Annotated in this window: 15 protein-coding genes; 4 read left to right on the top strand and 11 right to left on the bottom strand. The window is 72.2% G+C overall.

What is annotated here, in order from left to right:
- Positions 1–37: 37 nt before the first annotated feature.
- The gene (locus ACFO0C_RS23265) at positions 38–1717 is read left to right on the top strand and encodes an alkaline phosphatase D family protein (protein ID WP_378068771.1); all 1680 of its coding nucleotides are present in this window, start codon (positions 38–40) and stop codon (positions 1715–1717) included.
- 49 nt (positions 1718–1766) lie between these two features.
- On the opposite strand, the gene ACFO0C_RS23260 is transcribed toward ACFO0C_RS23265, so the two are convergent.
- The 4 genes from ACFO0C_RS23260 to ACFO0C_RS23245 all read right to left on the bottom strand — a co-directional run bounded on the left by ACFO0C_RS23260 (position 1767) and on the right by ACFO0C_RS23245 (position 7130).
- Positions 1767–2432 (bottom strand): hypothetical protein, encoded by a 666-nt coding sequence (locus ACFO0C_RS23260; protein WP_378068770.1) that lies wholly within the window; start codon positions 2430–2432, stop codon positions 1767–1769.
- A 95-nt stretch (positions 2433–2527) separates the two neighbouring features.
- Complete coding sequence (locus ACFO0C_RS23255) at positions 2528–3142, bottom strand: HAD family hydrolase (protein WP_378068769.1); 615 nt, start codon at positions 3140–3142, stop codon at positions 2528–2530.
- A gap of 9 nt (positions 3143–3151) precedes the next feature.
- Positions 3152–6733: a chromosome segregation protein SMC gene (gene smc / locus ACFO0C_RS23250; RefSeq protein WP_378068768.1), complete on the bottom strand. Its 3582-nt coding sequence runs from the start codon at positions 6731–6733 to the stop codon at positions 3152–3154.
- 202 nt (positions 6734–6935) lie between these two features.
- Complete coding sequence (locus tag ACFO0C_RS23245; RefSeq protein ID WP_043532705.1) at positions 6936–7130, bottom strand: hypothetical protein; 195 nt, start codon at positions 7128–7130, stop codon at positions 6936–6938.
- Positions 7131–7867: 737 nt separating this feature from the next.
- Here ACFO0C_RS23245 and ACFO0C_RS23240 point away from each other — a divergent pair.
- Genes ACFO0C_RS23240 through ACFO0C_RS23230 form a run of 3 tightly spaced genes read left to right on the top strand, consistent with a single transcriptional unit; the run spans position 7868 to position 11909 of the window.
- On the top strand, positions 7868–9391 hold the full coding sequence (locus tag ACFO0C_RS23240) for a DUF3492 domain-containing protein (protein WP_378068767.1): 1524 nt from the start codon (positions 7868–7870) through the stop codon (positions 9389–9391).
- On the top strand, positions 9388–11358 hold the full coding sequence (locus ACFO0C_RS23235) for a hypothetical protein (protein ID WP_378068766.1): 1971 nt from the start codon (positions 9388–9390) through the stop codon (positions 11356–11358). The genes ACFO0C_RS23240 and ACFO0C_RS23235 overlap by 4 nt, the downstream gene beginning before the upstream one ends.
- Positions 11355–11909, top strand: coding sequence for a spherulation-specific family 4 protein (locus tag ACFO0C_RS23230; RefSeq protein WP_378068765.1), 555 nt, complete (start codon positions 11355–11357; stop codon positions 11907–11909). Before ACFO0C_RS23235 ends, ACFO0C_RS23230 begins: the two co-directional genes overlap by 4 nt.
- Before the next feature lie 103 nt (positions 11910–12012).
- Here ACFO0C_RS23230 and mutM read toward each other — a convergent pair whose 3' ends face one another.
- From mutM to ACFO0C_RS23195, 7 genes are all read right to left on the bottom strand, one after another.
- Entirely contained in the window at positions 12013–12858 is an 846-nt protein-coding gene (gene mutM, locus ACFO0C_RS23225) for a bifunctional DNA-formamidopyrimidine glycosylase/DNA-(apurinic or apyrimidinic site) lyase (protein ID WP_378068764.1), read from the bottom strand.
- 12 nt (positions 12859–12870) lie between these two features.
- On the bottom strand, positions 12871–14034 hold the full coding sequence (locus tag ACFO0C_RS23220; protein ID WP_378068763.1) for a mannosyltransferase family protein: 1164 nt from the start codon (positions 14032–14034) through the stop codon (positions 12871–12873).
- Positions 14031–14756, bottom strand: coding sequence for a ribonuclease III (gene rnc / locus ACFO0C_RS23215; protein ID WP_378068762.1), 726 nt, complete (start codon positions 14754–14756; stop codon positions 14031–14033). Before rnc ends, ACFO0C_RS23220 begins: the two co-directional genes overlap by 4 nt.
- Positions 14753–15715 carry a phosphate acyltransferase PlsX gene (locus ACFO0C_RS23210; RefSeq protein WP_378069127.1) on the bottom strand — a complete coding sequence of 321 codons (963 nt, stop codon included), beginning with the start codon at positions 15713–15715 and terminating at the stop codon, positions 14753–14755. Before ACFO0C_RS23210 ends, rnc begins: the two co-directional genes overlap by 4 nt.
- Before the next feature lie 36 nt (positions 15716–15751).
- Positions 15752–15925: a 50S ribosomal protein L32 gene (rpmF, locus tag ACFO0C_RS23205; RefSeq protein ID WP_378068761.1), complete on the bottom strand. Its 174-nt coding sequence runs from the start codon at positions 15923–15925 to the stop codon at positions 15752–15754.
- Positions 15926–15930: 5 nt separating this feature from the next.
- Complete coding sequence (locus tag ACFO0C_RS23200) at positions 15931–16494, bottom strand: YceD family protein (RefSeq protein ID WP_378068760.1); 564 nt, start codon at positions 16492–16494, stop codon at positions 15931–15933.
- Positions 16495–16570: 76 nt separating this feature from the next.
- Entirely contained in the window at positions 16571–17068 is a 498-nt protein-coding gene (locus ACFO0C_RS23195) for a hypothetical protein (protein WP_093622215.1), read from the bottom strand.
- Between the last annotated feature and the right edge of the window lie 53 nt (positions 17069–17121).

Genomic DNA, 17121 nt, shown 5'->3' with positions numbered 1-17121 from the left:
GAGGATCCCCGATGCGGCACAACCCCGGCGCCATCCGGTGACCGCGCAACTACTCATCGGACCGGTGCTGCGCAGGGTCGACGGTGACCGCGCCACCCTCTGGTTGGAGACGAGCTCGCCGGCGCTGGCGCGGGTCGAGGTGGACGGCGCGGGCGCCGGTTCCACCAGGACCTTCTCGGCGTACGGCCACCACTACGCGATGGTGACGGTCGAGGGCCTCGCCCCCGACTCGGCGAACCCGTACCGGCTGTTCCTCGACGACCGGCAGGTCTGGCCGGAGGCCGAGTCGGAGTACCCGCCTCCGGTGATCAGCACCCGCCCCACCGACGACGCCGCCCAGCCGGTCAGCCTGATCTTCGGCTCCTGCCGGAAGGGCACCCCGCAGGTGAGCGGCCGCTGGCTGCCACCGGACGCGCTCGACGCGTTCTCCCGGCGGCTGATGACCGATCCGGAGACCCGTCCCGACCTGCTGGTCCTGCTCGGCGACCAGGTGTATGCGGATGAGACCTCGCCCAAGGTGCGGCGTTTCCTGCGTGCCCGCCGGAGCAACGGCCACGACGGCCCGGCCGATCAGGTGGTCGGTTTCGAGGAGTACACGAAGCTCTACCTGGAGTCGTGGCGTGACCCGGAGGTGCGCTGGCTCTTCTCCACCGTGCCGAGCGTGATGATCTTCGACGATCACGAGCTGATCGACGACTGGAACACGTCGGCGTCCTGGCGTTCCGACATGGCCGCCCAGTCCTGGTGGCGGGAGCGGATCTCGGCCGGCCTGGCCTCCTACTGGATCTATCAGCACCTGGGCAACCTGAGCCCGGACGAGCTGGCCGCCGACCCGCTGTTCCGGAAGGTGTCGGAGGCCGAGGACGCCACCGAGCTGCTGCACGAGTTCGGGCTGCGGGTGGACGAGCCCGGCTCCGCAGAGAACACCGATGTGCCGTACCAGTGGAGTTTCTCCCTGGACCTCGGCCGAACCCGGCTGATCGTGCTGGACAACCGCTGCAACCGGGTGCTGACGCCGGGCGCACGGGCGATGCTGCCGGCCGCCGAGTGGAACTGGTTCGTCAACCGGGCCCACGGCGACTACGACCACCTGGTCGTCGGCTCGTCGCTGCCGTGGCTGATGCCACCCGCCATCCACTACCTCGAGGCGTGGAACGAGCGGATCTCCGAGTCGCACCGGCCCCGGTCGGCGGCGTTCGGTGAAAAGGTGCGGCGGACCTTCGACCTGGAGCACTGGGCCGCGTTCGGCAAGTCGTTCGCGGCGCTGGGTGAGCTGTTCCGGCGGCTCGGCGAGGGCGGTCCGGAGGCGCCCGGGCATCGGGTCGGTGCCGGTGGGGCGTACCGTGCTCCCGCCTCGATCAGCGTGCTCTCCGGTGACGTTCATCACTCGTATGTGGCGCGCGCCGACTTCGGTCACGCCATGGCGACCCCGGTCTACCAGTTGACCTGCTCGCCGATCCACAACGAGGTGCCGCTGCCACTGCGGCCGCTGATGCGGGTGGCCTGGTGGCCGGGGGTGGTCCACTCGGTGCGTGCACTGGCCCTGACCATGTCGGTGCGCAAGCCACTGCTGCGCTGGAAGAAGCTGGCCGGGCCGTACTTCGGCAACGCGGTCGGTACGCTCCGGCTGGACGGCACGGTGGCCAGCGCCCGGATCGAGGGCACCACCAAGGAGGGCGACCTGCACGACGTGGTCGCGGTCGACTACCGCCGCTGACACGACGACCGGCCCCGGCGTGATCGCCGGGGCCGGTGCGCGTCCGCGGTCAGTCGCCGAGGTGGGGCAGGGTGGACTTGCCCTTGTCCTGCACGGTGAAGGTGCTCATCGCGTCGCCCTCGCCGCTCTCCTGGACGACCACCTTGCCGTCCGACGTGTCGGTGAGCGCGTAGAGGCCGTTCACCTCGATGTAGAGGCCCTTGCCGCCGGTGGCCTTCGGGAACGTGAAGACCTGGTCCTTCTCACCGGCGTCACAGGCGGCGATCTTCAGCTGCAGCGGCGAGGTACCGCCGGGCTTGTGCACCTGGAGGCACCACGGCTCGCCGCCCTCGATCATCCGGGCGGTCTGCATCAGGTAGCTGGTCGAGCCGGGGGCGAGCGGCGTGGTGACGAACAGGGAGCGGTCGCCGGGCTTGGCGGTGGCGGCGGCGATGCCGTCGGCGCCCACGGTCAGGGTCTTGCCGGCGCTGTCGACGAAGGCGAACTCCCGCTCACCCCTGATCGTCGCGCTCGCCGTGCCGGTCGTGGTGGTCGTCGTGGGCGTGGCCGACGCCGCCGGAGCCGGAGCCGAGCCGGCGGCGCTGGCGGCGGTCGTGGCGGTCGCCGTCGGCGCGGCGGCAGGTGTGTCGGTCTTCTGTGTGGATGCGCACGCCGCCAGGCCCGCGACGAGCGCGCATCCGCCGGCGACAACGGCGATCCTGGTCACAGCAGACATATCAATCCCCTTCAGACAAAGCGTGCCTCACTGGCACGACTCATATCCTCGGGGACAGGCGACACCCGGTCAGCTCACGGACACGGCACGTGGCATCAAACCGGTAGATCGAGAACCTTGCGCAGATATGGTAGGTGTTCCGGTCCCGCCCACCGGTATCCGGAGAGCCCCGCCGAGCGCGCGCCACGGATCACCCGGTCGTCGTCGTCGACGAAGAGGACGTGCTTGGGCAGCGCCCCGATCCGCTCACAGGCCAGCTGGAAGTACTCCGGGGCCGGCTTGTGCGTCTTCAGCTCCCAGGAGCTGAGGACCAGGTCGACCTCGCCGGTGAGCCCGAGCGCGTCCAGGTCGGGACGGAGCCGGTCGGTGGCGTTGGTGGCGATCGCGACCTTGCGCCCGCCGGCCCGGACCTCGCGTACGAAGGCGAGCACCTCCGGGTCGACCTCGCCGCGGTAGGACTGCCACTCGGCGACGGCGGTGGTGGCCTGCTCCGCCTCCAGCGGCAGCCGGTCGGCGACCAGCTTCATCCACTCGGCGTCGGTGATCTCACCGGCCATCGCGGGCCGGTAGATGTCCCACGACATCGCCGTCTCCAGCAACGAGGCCGGCTTGAGGCCGTAACCGACCTCGACGGCGATCATCGGGGCCGGGTCCCAGCGGCGCAGCACGCCGTCCAGGTCGATCATCAGGGCCTGGGCGCGGTCGCGCATGTGGTTCCTCTACTCCTCCGGGTCGCGTGCGAGGCGCTGGCTGATCACCTGGGTGACGCCGGCGCGCATCGTGACGCCGTACAGGGCGTCAGCGACCTCCATCGTCCGTTTCTGGTGGGTGATGATGAGCAGCTGGCTCTTCTCACGAAGCTGCTGGAAGAGGGTAATCAACCGGCCCAGGTTGACGTCGTCGAGGGCCGCCTCCACCTCGTCCATGATGTAGAAGGGCGAGGGACGGGCCCGGAAGATGGCGCAGAGCATCGCCACCGCGGTCAGCGAGCGCTCGCCACCGGACAGCAGCGACAGCCGCTTGATCTTCTTGCCCGGCGGGCGGGCCTCGACCTCGACACCGGTGGTGAGCATGTCCTCCGGGTCGGTCAGGATCAGCCGGCCCTCACCGCCGGGGAAGAGCACCTGGAAGACGGTCTGGAACTCCCGCGCGGTGTCCTCGAACGCCGACGTGAAGACCTCCAGGATCCGCTCGTCCACGTCCTTGACCACGGTCAGCAGGTCCCGGCGGGTGGCCTTGAGATCCTCCAGCTGGTCGGAGAGGAACTTGTACCGCTCCTCCAGGGCCGCGAACTCCTCCAGCGCGAGTGGGTTGACCTTGCCGAGCAGGGTGAGGTCGCGCTCCGCCTTGTTGGCCCGTTTCTCCTGGGTGGGCCGGTGGAACGGGACCGGCTGCGGCTCCGGCTTGCCGTCCTTCTCGGCCTGCGCCACGTCGGCCTGGGTCGGCGGGACGAGCTGGTCCGGGCCGTACTCGTTGATCAGCGTCTCGACGTCGAGCGAGAAGTCCTCGGCGGCCTTCGCCTCCAGCTGCTCGATCCGCATCCGCTGCTCGGCGCGGGCCATCTCGTCGCGGTGCACCTCGCTGGTGAGCCGCTCCAGCTCCGACACGAGGCGTTTCGCGTGTGCCCGTACCTCCTGGAGCTCGGCCTCCCGGCTGGTCCGCTCCTGGGCGAGTTGATCGCGGTGCTCGGCCGCCCCGGCCAGGGAGACCGCGACATGCTCCAGGGCGGCGGCCGCACCGTGCGCGACCGCCCGGGCGATCTCGGCGCCGCGGGCGCGTGCCGCCCGCCTCGCGGCGGCCCGCTCCCGGGCCTGACGTTCCTGGTTGGCCTGGCGCAACAGCGAGTCGGCGCGGCCGGCGATGGAGGAGACACGTTCCTCAGCGGTACGGACCGCGAGCCGCACCTCCATCTCGTTCTGCCGGGACTGGGGCACGAGCGCGGCGAGCCGGTCACGTTCCTCGGTGGACGGCTCCTCGTCGATCGGGGTGTCCTCGGCCAGGCGCAGCCGCTCCTCCAGCTCGGCGACCCGCATCAGATCGGCCTCGCGGGCGGCCTCGGCCTTCTGCCGGGAGGCGCCGAGGCGCTCGCTCTCGGCCCTGGCGGACCGTGCGGCCGCACCCAGTTCGGCCAGGCGCCGGGCTGCCGCGTTGCGCTCGCCCTCGGCGGCCCGCTTGGCCTGCGCGGCCACCGCGACCGCCTGCTTGAGCTCGGCGACCTCGGCCCGCGCGGCGCCGAGCTGCTCCTTGACCTCGGCGATGGTCGCCTCGGCGACGGCCCTCTTGGCCTTGGCCTCGTCGACGGCGGCCTGGACCTCGATGTAGCTGGTGGCCTTGGCCGAACCACCGGCCGCCGCGAAGGCACCGAGCACGTCGCCCTCGGGGGTCACCGCGCGCAGCTCACTGTTCGCCGCGATCAGGGCGGCGGCCGCGGCCAGGTCGGGGACGAGCACCACGTCGCGCAGTGCCCGGTTGACCGCGGGCCGGAGCTGCTCCGGGCAGTCGACCACCTCGGGCGCCCAGGCGGCGCCGTCCGGCAGGTTCGGCCGCAGGCTGGCGAGCGGGCCCTGCATGCCGGGCCCGGCGGAACCGGCGACCATCAGGTCGGCCCGCCCGGCGTCGGCGATCTTGAGGGTGCGCATCGCCTCGATCGCCTCGTCCACGCCGGACAGGGCGACCGCGTCGGCCAGCCCGCCCAGTGCCGCGGCGAGCGCCACCTCGTGGCCGGGCCGCACGGTCAGCATCGACGCGAGACTGCCGAGCAGGCCGGGCACCTGACCGGCCCGGGCCAGCAGGGCACCGGCACCGTCCTTGCGCTTGAGGCCCATGGCGAGGGCCTCCTCACGCGCCTTCCAGCTGGCCGCGTCCTTCTCGGCGGCCCGCTCGGTGTCGTTGAGCTCACGGACCACCGCGGCGGCCCGGTCGTGGGCGGCCACCGCCTCGTCGTGACGCGCGTCGAGATCGGCGTTGTCCCGGTCGGCCTCGCTGGACTCGGCCGACACCAGGTCGACCTCGCCCTGCGCGGCCTCGGCCCGCATCAGCGCGTCCTCGTGGGCGATCGCCAGGCGCTCGATCTCCTCGGCGGCGCTGGTGGTCCGGGCACGGGCCGCGTTCACGTTGCCGGTCAGCTTGGCCAGGCCCTCGCGGCGGTCGGCGATCGCCTTGGCGGCGGCCCGCAGCTCCCCCTCGGCCGCGGCCAGCTGGCGCTCCTGGTCCTGCCGGTGCTCGACCGCCTCGGCCAGGCGCATCTGGTCCTCGGTGAGGGCCTCGCGCAGCTCCTCCTCCTGCTCGCGGACCCGCTCGGCCTCGGCCTCCAGCATCTCCGGGTCGCGGCCGGGACGCTCGTCGTCGGGGGTGGCGGCCAGGTGCCGCAGCCGCTCGGTGGCCAGCTGCTCGGTCGACCGGAACCGCTCCTGAAGCGTCGACAGCCGGTACCACGCGTCCTGCGCGGCGGCCAGCAGCGGCGCGTCCTCGGCGTGCGCGGACTCGAGGTCGGCCAGCATCCGCTGGACCTCACGGTTCTCCTCCTCGACCTGGCCGCGCCGGTCACGCATCGCCGACTCGTCGGCGATCTCCTTGTCCAGGGTGGTGCGCAGCGTGTGCAGGTCGTCGGCGAGCAACCGGAGGCGGGCGTCACGCAGGTCGGACTGGATGCCGGCGGCCCGGCGGGCCACCTCGGCCTGCCGGCCCAGCGGCTTCAGCTGCCGCCTCAGCTCGGTGGTCAGGTCCCCGAGGCGATTGAGGTTGACACCCATGGCGTCCAGCTTGCGGATCGCCTTTTCCTTGCGCTTGCGATGCTTGAGTACGCCCGCCGCCTCCTCGATGAACGAGCGGCGGTCCTCGGGCTTGGCGTGCAGCATGGCGTCGAGCCGGCCCTGGCCGACGATGATGTGCATCTCCCGGCCGATGCCGGAGTCGCTGAGCAGCTCCTGGATGTCGAGCAGCCGGCAGGAGTTGCCGTTGATCTCGTACTCACTGGCGCCGTCCCGGAACATCCGGCGGGTGATCGACACCTCGGTGTAGTCGATCGGCAGAGCACCGTCGTTGTTGTCGATCGTGAGCGTCACCTCGGCCCGGCCCAGCGGGGCGCGGCCGGCCGTACCGGCGAAGATGACGTCCTCCATCTTGCCGCCGCGCAGCGCCTTGGCGCCCTGCTCGCCGAGAACCCAGGCGATGGCGTCGACGACGTTGGACTTGCCGGAGCCGTTCGGCCCCACCACACAGGTGATGCCCGGCTCCAGCCGCAACGTGGTGGCGGAGGCGAAGGATTTGAAACCCTTGACCGTCAGGCTCTTGAGGTGCACGGATCTCCGCCAGTGTCGTCTGCTGTTCGTCTGCTGGGTGGCAGGCTACCCGCCGATCGCCGCTAGGACCGGAATCACGTGGTGAGAAAAAAGCTGCGCGCCGCCACGGGAGTGGAGGCGCGCGTTTTCTCTGGTGCGTCTGGTGTGCGAGGGGATGTGACGCCGGATGGCTACCCCGCAGTACCGCCCGGCATCAGGGGACTCAGGTCAGAGCCGGCTCGGTCAGCCGTGCGAACTCGTCTGCCTCCGCGGCCGCCGCCGCGAGACGGTCGTTCTCCGCCTGGAGACGGGTGACCTCGAACTCCAGGGACTGGACCCGGGAGCGCAGTCGGGTGACCTCGTCGAGGAGGCGCCGGTCGGGCGCCGCACCTACATGGCCAAAGAGGGCCTTCGCCATCGTGACTCCTTGTGACGCGCTGCGTCGATTTTGTGTGGTGCGCTGTCTTTTATCGCTGCCGGAAAAGCCGGCCAGCGTGGCGCCCTGTTTCACGCACCCAACGGTTCAGTGCGCAGTGAAACTCATGCGAACCGACACACCACATGCTCACGGGCACGCGTGAACGCAGAATCCCGCCAATGACACTGCGGGGCTCTTTATGGTGCAGGAACCCAGGCCCCGGGCAGACCGAGGCATGAGTGGGCGCGACTGGCGACAACTCCATAGTCCGCCGATACCCATCCTCCGTCAAGCCGAGGCAGTGCCGGTTGCGCGCGTGAGTCAAGTGAATCACGACACGGTCGCGCTCCGAAGGCACCTCAGGGGTATCCCACCAGGTCTTATACATCTTTCGCGGGCATGTCGATCTCGTCAAGAGCGGTCCGTTTTCGCAAGATCCGACGCACTCGGGCAGGCTCGTCCCCTTCCGTCCCGGCGGCTCGCCATCGAACCCACACGGACGGTTTCCGGCGAGGGACACGGTGTCACCACACGGCGATCCGGCGGCGGCGGCGCTATTGATCGACGATCGGCCGGGGTACCGGCGCCGCCGGCAACCGGGAATCCGGGCAGCACGTCGTGGCCTTTCGGGCAAAAACGGGCAAACGCGGCTGACAAATCCGGGCAAAAGTGACGTAATTGTGTCGCCTAGCCGACATGCTCCGGCAACTTCGACCGGTTGTGTCGTTGCGTCCAGCGTGAATCCGACCCCGTCGCGCGAGCGCATCTGTCTGCTCACCGGCGGCGGGTACCCGTACCGGCGGGACGCCCTCGGAGGATGGTGCCGGACCCTCGTCGAGGGACTTCGCCGGTTCCACTTCGAGTTGCTGACCGTCACGGACCGTGACCTGCCGTCCGTGCCCGCGTACCCGCTCCCCTTCAACGTCGGCTCCGCGCACACCGCCGCGCTGGGCCGTGACCCGTCCCGGGCCGAACGGCGGCGCGGTCCCGTCCCCGACGGTGCGGCCGAGGCCGCCGCCCTGCTCTGCCGAGGCCTGCTCGGTGACGAGACGGCGGGCAACGCCTGGTTCAGCGACGGGCTCCGGCGCATCGCCGCGCTCTGCCCGCCCGGCACCGGCCCCGGCGCACTGGCCGCGCTGCCGCTCACCGACGCCCTCCAGGAGGCCTGGCGGCAGCGGCAGGCACACGCCGGCGACGAGACGCCACTGCCCCGGCTCAGCGTGCGCGACGCCCGGGCCGCGACCACCCTGCTCCGGCATGCGCTGCGCGCGGTCGCCGTACCGGTGCCCGAGGTCGAGCTCGTCCACTGCGTCGGCGGCACCACCCCGCTGCTGGCCGCCCTCGCCGGGCACTGGCGCACCGGAACACCCCTGCTGCTCACCGAGGCCCGGGCCGCCGTACCCCGGCAGCGGCCCGCCGAGGAACGGCTCTCCCCGAGCGTGCGCACCGTGCTGCGCCGGTTCCGTGAAGCCGTCGCCCGCACCGGTTACGCCGAGGCCGAACTGATCGCGCCCCTGAGCACCTACCACCACGGGTGGGCCCTCGACCACGGCGCCGAACCCAGCCGGCTCGTCCCGGTGCCGGCCGGCGTCGACCCCCGCGACTACCCGGGCGCCGCCGAACTCAGCGAGACACCCACCGTCGTGTGGGCCGGCAGCGGCGGGCCGGACAGCGGGCTCGGACTCGTGCTCGAAGCGTTCACCGAGGTCGCCGCCGCGGTGCCCGGTGTGGTGCTGCACCTCGTCGGTGTCACCGCCAGCCACGAGGAGCACTGTGCCGAACAGATCGAGCGGACCGGGCTCGGACGGGCCATACGACTCCACCCGCTGCCCGCCGACCCTCGCGACAGGTACACCGTCGGACAGGTCGTCGCCCACGTGCCCGGGCCCGCCGATCCGCCGTACCGCCTGGTCGAAGCCATGATGTCGGGCCGCGCCGTGGTCGGCGTCGACGTCGGGCCGTCCGCCGAGACCCTCGGCGACACCGGGATCCTCGTCCCCGCCGGCGACCCGTCCGAACTCGCCATCGCCATCGTCGGCCTGCTCCGCTCCCCCGGCCGGCGGCGGGCCCTCGGCGACGCCGCCCGCCAGCGCGCCCTCGGCCACTTCACCGTCGACCGGGTCGTCCGGGTGTACGGCGCGCTCTACACCGACCTGGCCGCACCACCCCCGGCGACCGCCTTCGAACTGGCGCTCACCGTTCCCGCACCCCGGAACACGACACCCGCGACCCTGCGCTGGCTCACTCGGGAGACCTCATGACGACCACCCCGCGCGGCGGGACCGCCACCACACGCACCGCCCGCAACCGCACCCGCAGGCGGCAGAACAACGCCGCCGGGGAACCCCGCCACGCCGCCGCCCAGGCCGACCTCGCCCCACCCCGGCGGCGCGGCGGACGGCACGCGGCCGAGGAACCCGCCGCCGCGCTCGACGACGTCGAGTTCCCGGCGCCCGGGAGCCTGGAGATCCCGGCGCCCGCCTGGGACCCGTGGGCCACCAGCACACGGCAGGCGCTGCCGGCGGGCCGGACCGATGATCCACTCGAATCCTCCGGCGTGGTCGACCGCCACGCGTTCTGGGCGGATCCGGCGGACTCCGGATACGTGCCGGCCCGGGACGGGCAGCCCGCGACATGGGCCGACACCACCGGGGTCCACGAGGTCTGGACCGCCGGCACCGGCACGGACGCCGCCGCGGGCGACTGGACCGGCGACACCGGCGCCGGATGGGCCGGCACCGGTGGGCGCGGCTCCAACGACACGTCGCTGAGCTGGGCCTACACCTCCGGGGGCTGGGACGTCTCCGGCGCGGCGAGTCCGGACGAGGACGTCGCGCCGGCCTGGCTCGATCTCGACGAGGACGACGCCCGCCTCGTTCCGGAAGGCGGGGAAGCCTCTTCCGTCGACGGTGGCGCGCGGGGACCGTACCGGAAGAAAGGAATCGAAGCCGGACGGCGTCACATCGGCCGTTGGTCGCATGCGCGGCGGCCGCGGATCGCCTACCTGAACGCCGCCCTGGTCCGCTGCGGGCTCTATCTCGGGCCGCTGAGCGTCGCGATCGCGGCGGCCGAGCCGCTCGGGCGGGTCGCCTGGCCGGTACCGGCCGTGATGCTGCTGCTCGGATGGACCGCGGCACAGGGCCTGACCAGCCTCGGCATGGCCGTCGCCGGGCGCGGTGGGCCGGCCGCCGCGGCCCGGACCGTCGGCGCCGGATTCGCCGCCGTCATCGGGTTCTGGTGCGCGCTCGCCTGGATCGCCCCCGACGCCCTGCTCGGGCCGGACCGGCTGCTCGCCGTCACCACCGGCATCGGCGGGCTCGCCGCCCTCGCCGTCGTCACCGCCGCGCTCGTCACCCGGGCCGAAGGAGTGGTCGCCGGCTGGTTCACGCCGTGCTGGCTGCTCGCCGCCGCCGTCATGGCCGGCGCCGCCGGAGTAACGCACGCAGCCCTCGTGCCCGTCCAGACCCTCCTGCCGGCGGCGATCGTGGCCGTCGCGATCCGCGCGTTCCGGCCCGCCCTGCTGCCCGCGCGGGCCGTCCGCACCGCGAATCCCACCGCCGCCGACCGCCGACGGGCCGCCCGCACCACCGCCGCCGACCGGCGACCGGCCGGCCGCGCCCCGCGGCTCACCGCCGCGGACCGGCGACGGGCCGCCGCCTACCTGATCATCGGCGCGGCCCAGGCGGTCTCGGTGGTCCTGCTGTGGCGCGGCGGGCCCGCGGTCATGCCGCTGCCCGCCGCACTGCCGCTGCTCCTCGCCGTGCCACTGCTCGAAGGCCTGATCGGCTGGCACACCGACCGGCTCGACGCCGGCCTCGACGCCGCCGAGACCCCGGAGGAATTCGACCGGCACGTCCGCAACGTCACCGCCATCACGCTGGCCGGCCTGCTGCCGCCGCTCGCCGCCGGATGCGGGCTGCTCATCGCCGCCTACCGGCTGCCCTACGGACTCTCCGGCGTACCCGGCGCCCGCGACGCGGTCCTCGCCCTCGCCGCAGCCACCCTCCTCGGCGGGGTGTTCGCCGTCACGTTCCTGCTGGCCGCCCGCACCCGCCACGGAATCGCCGCGACCCTCGCCGCGATCCCGCCGCTCGCCGCCGCCGTACTCGTCCTGTCCGCCCCGCCGGCCGGACTGCTGCCCGCCGCCGTCGCGGTCCTGGCCGCCACCCACCTGGCCGGCCTGCTCATCGTCGCCCTGACCGCCGCCGACCTACGGAGGACGCCGTGAAAACCCTGTTCCCCCCGTACGCCCACCCGTCGCCCGAGCTGGAACTGGACGCCGACACCTGGATCGTCCGCGAACAACCCGGCGACCGGCGCACCCTCCACCAGTCACTCGGCCGCATCGACCTCGACTGGGGCAGCCGCTCCCTGGCCGACGTCCTCGCCGACGTCGACGCCTGGCGCGCCGACGGCGTCGAAGGCCTGTTCCTCGACCGCGCCCCCGCCGGCTCCGGAGGCGTCGGCCCCGTCGCGCTGACCGTCCGCCTCGCCGCCCGCCGCGGCCTGCACCGGGTGGTCCTCAACCCCGGCGTGCCGACGCATCCGCTCTACCGCGACCTGGGCGTGCGGATCTGCACCTTCGAAGGACCGTGGACGGCCTATCAGAGCTGGGACGGCGAAGGGGTGCGCCCCGGCGACGGCCACATCGTGTACGGCGTACCGGCCCCGCTGCTCACCGCCGCCCGTCGCCTGATGGGGCGGCGTGGAGCGGGATTCGGGCTGGCCACCGACGCGGGGCCGCGGGTCGACGCCGGTCAGGCCGCGGTCCCCCGCTGAACCGCCGTCTCCCGGTGGCCGCCGATGAACCGGCGGCCCCCGCCCCTGGACGGACCCACGGGACACGGGGGTGTGGTCGGGGGCCGCCGTCTGCTCCGTACCGTCAGGATCGGGGTTTGGGCTGGCAGCGAGGGCAGGAGAAGCTGGACCGGTTCATGAACTGTTCGCGGCGGATGATCGCTCCGCAGCGGTGGCACGGCTCGTTCTCGCGGCCGTAGGCGTTCAGCGACCTGTCGAAGTAGCCGCTCTCGCCGTTGACGTCGACATACAGCTCGTCGAAGCTCGTCCCCCCGGCGACGATGGCCTCGGAGAGGACGTCGCGGACGTGGCCGAGCAGGCGGGCCACGGCGGGGCGGGTGAGCTGATCGGTGGGGCGCGTCCCGTGGAGTCCGGCGCGCCACAGCGCCTCGTCGGCGTAGATGTTGCCGACTCCGGAGATCAGGGTCTGGTCGAGCAGGGCGCGTTTGACCTCGGTGTGGCGGCCGCGGATGCGGGCGGTGAACGCCGTGTCGTCGAAGAGCGGGTCCATCGGGTCGCGGGCGATGTGGGAGATCTCGTCGGGGAGTCCGGCGCCGCCCTCGGAGACCGACAGGCCACCGAAGGTGCGCTGGTCGACGAAACGCAGCTGCGGGCCGCCGTCGGTGAAGGTGAACCGGACCCGCAGGTGCTTCTCGTCCTCGGCCTCGGCCGGCTGCATCAGGAGCTGGCCGGACATGCCGAGGTGGCCGATGATCGCATCGCCGGAGTCGAGTGGCAGCCACAGGTATTTGCCGCGGCGGGAGACGTCGAGGACGGTGCGCCCGGCGAGCACGGCCGCGAAGTGGGCGTCGCCGGGCAGGTGCCGGCGGATGGCACGCGGGTGCAGCACCTCGGCGGTGGCGATGGTGCGGCCGGTCACCCACTTCGACAGGCCGATGCGGACGGTCTCGACCTCGGGGAGCTCGGGCAACTTCAACGTCCTTTACAACGTGTACGGCCAGACGGTTACCAGGTAGGCGCCAAACCACAGCCCGAACAGCGCCCAGGCGACGATCGACAGGACCGCGACCCGGGGGCGGGCACGGGCGGCCGCCACCACGGCGGGCAGCAGCGTCAACAGTACGGGCAGCAGCAGCCGCGGCTTGGAGTGGTAGAACCCGGCCTGGCCGTAGACGAGGATCATCGCGACCACCCCGTAGACGGCCAGCGGCAGCCACGGTTTCTGCGCGAGGGCCACCCCGGCCGCGGCCAGCGCCACCAGCAGGATCAGCGCGACACTCATCGGAACCCAGCCGTCGCCGGAACGCAGCGTGGTCCAGAGGAACTTCCCGGTGCTCTCGCCGTAGTCGAACGAGGTGCCCCAGCCCGCCGTCTGGATCTTGAACCAGGCGGTGAGGTCGCCGACCCGGTAGGCCACCCAGCCGAGGTACAGCGGCACGCCGGCGAGGGCGGCCGCGGCGGCGGCGAGCGGCTTCCACTTCGGCTGGTCGTCGTGCTTGAGGGCGAGCAGCGCAGCCACCCCGAGGCCCAGTGCGGCGGCCGCACCCGTCGGCCGGCTCAGTGCCGTGAGCAGGCCGAGGAGGCCGGCCGCCCACCAGACCCGGCGGTGCGCGGCGACGAACATGCCGGCGACCAGGGCGATGAAGAGACTCTCCGAGTACGCCATGGACAGCACCACCGAGGCCGGCGCCGAGCAGCAGATGGCGACCAGGGCCCAGCCGGCCCGCTTGCTGTAGAGCGACGAACCGAGCAGGTGCAGGGCGATCGCGGCGCAGACCGAGGCGAGCCAGGCGACGGTGAGTGCGGCGGCGCTCGGGTCGATGCCGAGGGCGGCACCGGCCCGGATCAGCATCGGGTAGACCGGGAAGAAGGCGAGCTCGTTGCCTTCGAGCTGGCCGGTGGCGCTGTAGGTGTAGCCCTCGGGGTAGCCGTCCATGGCGACCCGCAGGAACCAGCCGGCGTCCCAGATGAGGAGCCGTTCCCAGATGGAGCGGGGCTCGGCGACGCCGCCGTTGAGCCACCAGATCATGACGAGCTGGCCGATGCGGGTCAGCGCCAGGATGCCGACGGCGGTGAGCACTCCGCTGAGCTCACCCGATTTATCCCATAAAGACTCTTTTTTCGTCGTTTCCTCTAGTACCGTCACGGCTCGGTCTTCTCCGACTGTTCCGTAAGGGTGCGCCACGCCGCGGCGGCGGCACGCTGCTCGGCCTGCTTCTTGCTACGGCCCTCGGAGCCGCCGTACCGTTCGCCGGCCACCACCACCCAGGCGGTGAACGTCTTCGCGTGATCGGGGCCGGAGTCCTCGATCTCGTAGTCCGGCACGCCGAGGCCCAGCGCGGCGGTCAGTTCCTGGAGGCTGGTCTTCCAGTCCAGCGCGGCACCCCGGCCGGCCGACTCCGCCATCAGCGGGTCGAACAACCGGTGGATCACCTCGCTGGCGATCTCCAGCCCGTGCTCCAGGTAGATCGCGCCGAGCAGTGCCTCCAGGGTGTCGGCCAGGATGCTCGCCTTGTCCCGCCCGCCGGTGGTCTCCTCGCCCTTGCCGAGCAGCAGGTGCGGGCCGAGACCCAGCGGGCCCAGGCCACGCGCCACGTCGGCCAGCGCGTGCATGTTGACCACGCTGGCCCGGAGCTTGGCGAGCTGCCCCTCCGGCAGGTCCGGGTGGTTGTGGAAGAGAGCGGAGGTGATCACCACGCCGAGGACCGAGTCGCCGAGGAACTCCAGGCGCTCGTTCGTCGGCAGGCCGCCGTTCTCGTAGGCGTACGAGCGGTGGGTCAGCGCCCGTTCCAGCAGCTCCGGCTTGAAGGGGACACCGAACGCCTCCTCGAGCGGCTCGGTGGACGGGCGTCGGCGCTTGTCAATCATTCGATACCTCGCTGAGCGCTCAGAAGATCGGCGATCGCCGCGACCGAGTTGCGGCGGTGCAGGTCGGCCGCGAGCGCGATGCCCGCGGCGAGGTCCGGGCCGGTGGCCGCGCCGTGGCAGACGACGACCGTGCCGGAGACCCCGAGCAGTAGCGCTGCCCGGGGCGGTGGATCGGTGTTCCGGGAGGGCGGGCCGGACAGGGCGTACACCGTCTCCAAGCCCTTGAGCAGTACGTTTCCGGTGAAACCGTCGGTCACCACGACGTCGGCGGCTCGGCCCAGCACGATGTCGCCGCCCTCGACCAGGCCGGCGTAGCGGGCACCGCCGGGCAGCGGCAGGTCGACGAGCTGGGCGGGCAGGGCACGGCGCAGGCGGTCGCCCTTGCCGGGCTCGGTGCCGATGGTGAGAAGGCCCACGCGGGGCGCGGGCATGCGCAGGACGACCGAGGCGTACGCCGCCCCCAGCCGGGCATGCCACGCGAGGGTCTCCTCGTCCGGGTCCACGGACGAGCCCACGTCGAGCAGGACGAGACGGCCGGCGGCGGTCGGCAGCACGGCGGTCAGTGCGGGGCGGCGGATACCGGGCCAGCGGCCCAGCTCCCGGGCGGAGGAGAGAACCACGGCCCGGGTGTCGCCGGCCGAGACGAGGGCGTCGGCGCGCCCCTCGGCGACGGCGTGCACCGCGGCGCCGACGGCGTCGGACGGGGCGGGCACGGTGGTGATGCGGCGGCGGTCACCCGGTTTCAGGGCGGCCAGAACCGCGTCGGCGGCGTCTGCCGGGCCGACAAGCGTCAGGTGCAGGGCCGGGTCTGCCTTGCAAGCACGCAGAGCGCCGTCAACCACGACGGCGGGAGCTTGGTCCCCGCCGAGGAGGTCGACGGCGATCCGCGCGGTGCCCGGCTCCCCGACAGTGCGCTGTCCAGGAGCCGTGGCACCGGTGGCTCGCCACCGCTCGGGCACGACCCGCCCGATGATCGGGCGCGTCACGCGGCGACGTCAGACCTCGAGGACCTGGCGGCCGTTGTAGGTGCCGCAGACCGGGCAGGCGGCGTGCGGCAGCTTCGGCGACTTGCACTGGGAGCAGGCCGCGGTGGGAACCACGGTCGCCTTCCAGTTCGCCCGGCGCGAGCGGGTGTTGCTGCGCGACATCTTGCGCTTGGGGACGGCCACGGTTCCTACTCCTTGTTGTTTGACAGGTTGCGCAAAGCGGCCCACCGGGGGTCGACTTCCTCATGGCTGTGGTCAGCCGGGAGTTCGTCGAAGTGCACCCCGCACTCGGGGCACAACCCTGGGCAGTCCGGGCGGCAGAGCGGATTGGTCGGCAGGGTCAGGACGATGGCGTCCCGAACCGCCGGCTCCAGGTCGAGCAGGTCGCCCTGCATCCGGCCGACCTCGTCCTCGTCCGTGGTCTCCTCCGTGGTGCTGTCCGCGTAGGCGAACAACTCCGCGATGGACACCTCGAACGACTTGTCGATCTCGTTGAGGCAACGCCCGCACTCGCCGGTGAGCGAGCCGCTGACGGTGCCACTGACGTAGACCCCCTCGGAGACCGACGTCAGGCTCGCATCGAGCGTGAGATCGGACCCCACGGGGACCGAGATCATCTCCAGACCGAGGTCTGCCGGGGCCGGCACCACCCTGTTCAGGGCACGCGTCGCACCAGGCTGCCGCGGCAGTTTCGTCGTGTCGACGACCAGCGGTTGCCTGGGGTCCAGGTGGCTCTGCGGTGACTTGGGCATCGTGATTCCTCAGCCATGGGTAGGCCGACCGAAAACATTACCTGAGCTTGCTGTACGTCGTCGAATCGGCCCCGGGTCAGAACGGGAGCGGCCGCTCGGCATCCTCACCCTGGAAGGTGCCGATCTCGCGCAGCGCGTGCATCTTGTCACGCCCCCGCTCGATCGACGCCAGCGCCCTGGTCAGGAACTGCTCGAAGTTGGCCAGCGCGGTGTCGACGTAGTCGTCGACCTCCTCACGGAGCCGTTGCGCCTCGGTCCGTGCCTCGGCGATGATCCGCGCGCCCTCGTGCTCGGCCGAGACCGTGATCTCGTTCACCGAGACGAGGCGGGCGTGCTCGCTCTCGCCCTCGCTGACGATCCGGTCGGCCTCCCGGCGGCCGGCGTCGACGATCCGGTCCCGCTCGTCCAGGACCGCGGCCGCCTTGCGCAGCTCCGAGGGCAGCTCGGCGCGCAGCTCCTCGAGCCGCTCGATCATCTCGCCGCGGTCGAACATGAAGTTCGTCCGCGACATCGGCACGGAGCGCGCGTCCTGGACGAGCTCGATGAGCTCGTCGATACGGTCGAGCGGATCCACCGGTGCCTCACTCCCGTCGTCGAACCGCCACCCAGCGTGGTGCGATCACGTTA

This window comes from Actinoplanes subglobosus (genome assembly GCF_042650585.1).
Taxonomy (GTDB): domain Bacteria; phylum Actinomycetota; class Actinomycetes; order Mycobacteriales; family Micromonosporaceae; genus Actinoplanes; species Actinoplanes subglobosus.
The sequence above is the reverse complement of the archived record's forward strand: the minus strand, read 5'-3'. Positions and strand labels throughout refer to the sequence as shown.

Coding starts and splice junctions, on each gene's coding strand:
- ACFO0C_RS23255 (WP_378068769.1), bottom strand. CDS start 3,142: ATGCGCGACCGCGCCCAGGCCCTGATGATCGACCTGGACGGCGTGCTG.
- ACFO0C_RS23245 (WP_043532705.1), bottom strand. CDS start 7,130: ATGGCGAAGGCCCTCTTTGGCCATGTAGGTGCGGCGCCCGACCGGCGC.
- rnc (WP_378068762.1), bottom strand. CDS start 14,756: ATGATTGACAAGCGCCGACGCCCGTCCACCGAGCCGCTCGAGGAGGCG.
- ACFO0C_RS23200 (WP_378068760.1), bottom strand. CDS start 16,494: ATGCCCAAGTCACCGCAGAGCCACCTGGACCCCAGGCAACCGCTGGTC.
- ACFO0C_RS23260 (WP_378068770.1), bottom strand. CDS start 2,432: ATGTCTGCTGTGACCAGGATCGCCGTTGTCGCCGGCGGATGCGCGCTC.
- ACFO0C_RS23235 (WP_378068766.1), top strand. CDS start 9,388: ATGACGACCACCCCGCGCGGCGGGACCGCCACCACACGCACCGCCCGC.